The organism is Microbacterium sp. B24 (assembly GCF_000333415.1).
Classification (GTDB): Bacteria; Actinomycetota; Actinomycetes; order Actinomycetales; family Microbacteriaceae; genus Microbacterium.
In genome coordinates, this window is sequence record NZ_BADB01000373.1 from 1 (window position 1) to 2,342 (window position 2,342).

Sequence of the window (2,342 nt, forward strand, 5' to 3'; positions counted from 1 at the left end):
CGTTGAGAAGCTGAAGAGAACGTCGACATCCTCGCGATGAGCGCGACCCCCATCCCGCGCACACTCGAGATGGCCGTCACCGGCATCCGCGAGATGTCGACGCTGCAGACTCCGCCCGAGGACCGGCATCCGATCCTCTCCTACGTCGGGCCCCGCAGCGACAAGCAGATCGCCGCGGCGATCCGCCGGGAGCTGTTGCGCGAGGGGCAGATCTTCTACGTCCACAATCGCGTGCAGTCGATTCAACGCGTCGCCGCCCAGCTCGCCGAGCTGGTACCCGAGGCGCGGATCGCCGTCGCCCACGGTCAGATGGGCGAGCACGCACTCGAAGAGGTCGTGGACGGGTTCTGGGAACGGCGTTTCGACGTGCTCGTCTCGACGACCATCATCGAGACCGGGCTGGACATCTCCAACGCCAACACGATCATCATCGACCGCGCCGACAAGTACGGCCTCAGCCAGCTCCACCAGCTGCGCGGGCGCGTCGGTCGGGGCCGGGAGCGTGCGTACGCCTACTTCCTCTACGACGAGATGAAGCCGCTGTCGGAGACAGCCGCCGACCGGCTGGAGACGATCGCCGTCAACAACGACCTCGGCAGCGGCATGCAGGTCGCCCTGAAGGATCTCGAGCTGCGCGGTGCCGGAAACCTCCTGGGCGCCGAGCAGGCCGGGCACATCGCCGGCGTGGGCTTCGACCTCTACCTGCGGATGATCGGCGAAGCGGTCGCCACCTTCCGCGGCGACGAGGTGGACGGGCCGACCGAGCTGCGCCTGGAGCTTCCGGTCGATGCGCGTCTGCCCGAGCGCTACATCGACAGCGAGCGGCTGCGTCTGGAGGCCTACCAGAAGCTCTCTGCTGCGGCATCCCCCGACGCCCGCACCCGCGGTGGAGAGGGCGGCGCCTCGGCCGATCCGATCGACCTGGTCATCGAGGAGCTCACCGATCGGTACGGTGCGCCTCCGCGCGAGGTCGACGGTCTCGTCGCCATCGCACGCCTGCGCCGTCGCGCCGCTGCTGCCGGGCTCTCCGATGTGGTCGCGATGGGGCCCAACCTGCGCGTCGTGCCCGCCCCGGCATCCGATTCCCTGCGTGTGCGGCTGCAGCGTCTCTACCCGAAGTCGAAGGTGCTCGCCGGCGGCGAGGCGATGATCGTGCCGCTGCCCACCGCCGGCGGCGAGCCGGTCGCAGACGCCGATCTGATCGCGTGGGTCGCCCAGCTCATCGATCAGCTCTACCCGTTGCCGGTGACCGAGGCCGCCGAAGCCTGACCGGCGCGATCCCCGCGGATCAGAGGGAGATCGCCCCGTCGGACAGCAGCACGACCGCCGCGATCGCCGCGGCGACCGCGAGGGCGAACACCACCCACTCGGCCGGCGCGAACACACGGTGCTCCCGACGACGTCGCGCGACGACGAACAGCGCCGTGCCGGGTACCAGCACGAGCATCGCCAGCAGCAGATACTGCCCCCCGGCCGCCGCCAGCAGGAACAGCGTGTAACCGGTCGCGCAGATCGCGACGACGAGAGCGCCGAGACCGGCCGCGCGGCGGGCGCCCTCCGCGCGCACGTCGGCGATCGCGACCCGCAGGCCGTAGCCCGCGGTGAGCACGTAGGGGATGAGCGCGAAGGCGCTGGTGAGGCTGAGGGCGACGTCGAAGGCATCGGCCGACAGCAGGACGACCAGCAGCAGCACCTGCACGAGCAGCGTCGACATCGTCAACGCACCAACCGGCACGTCGTGGGCATTGGTGCGCGCGAAGATCGGAGGAAGGTCGCCGTCCCGTGCGGCGACCAGCAGCACCTCGGCCGCCATCAGGGTCCATGACAGATAGGCCCCGAGTACCGCGACGATGAGCGAGATTCCGACGAAGGCGGCGCCCCACGGGCCGACCACCTCCGCGAGCACACCGGCCATCGACGGCTGGGAGAGGGCGGCGATGCGCTCACGCGGCAGGATGCCGAAGGACACGATGGTGACGGAGGCGAAGATCGCGAGCACGCTCAGAAAGCCCAGCACCGTCGCGCGTCCGATGTCGCGCCGGCGGCGCGCGTGCCGGGAGTACGCGCTGGCGCCCTCCGCCGCCTCGGAGCACGCCCCCGAGGTGACGGTGAGCTACGTGCCGCCGTGGAACTCGGCCGCGGCACTCAACGACGGACGCACGGGCCCCACCGATGACCTCGCGGCGATGTGGGGCACCTGGGGCGCCGATCCCGCTCCGGATGCCGATCTCGCCACCTACACCTGGGACGTCCCGGTCGCGCTGTCCGGTTCGACGCTGTACCTGTGGCAGAACTACGGCGTCCAGGACGGCGGGGTCATGATCCCGGACTCGGGTCCCTCG

General features: G+C 70.5%; 2 protein-coding genes and 1 pseudogene. 2 read left to right on the forward strand and 1 reads right to left on the reverse strand.

Annotated features, from left to right (window positions below; translation table 11 throughout):
* Window positions 1-18: 18 nt before the first annotated feature.
* Window positions 19-1,269 (forward strand): annotated as a pseudogene (locus tag I5I_RS09795) (helicase-related protein); the annotation flags it as partial.
* A gap of 19 nt (window positions 1,270-1,288) precedes the next feature.
* Here I5I_RS09795 and I5I_RS09800 read toward each other — a convergent pair.
* Window positions 1,289-2,017 (reverse strand): amino acid permease, encoded by a 729-nt coding sequence (locus tag I5I_RS09800; RefSeq protein ID WP_374699912.1) that lies wholly within the window; start codon window positions 2,015-2,017, stop codon window positions 1,289-1,291.
* A 13-nt stretch (window positions 2,018-2,030) separates the two neighbouring features.
* On the opposite strand from I5I_RS09800, the gene I5I_RS09805 reads away from it, so the two are divergent.
* Window positions 2,031-2,342: hypothetical protein (locus I5I_RS09805; protein ID WP_204365820.1), on the forward strand; the 312-nt coding region annotated here is incomplete at its 3' end.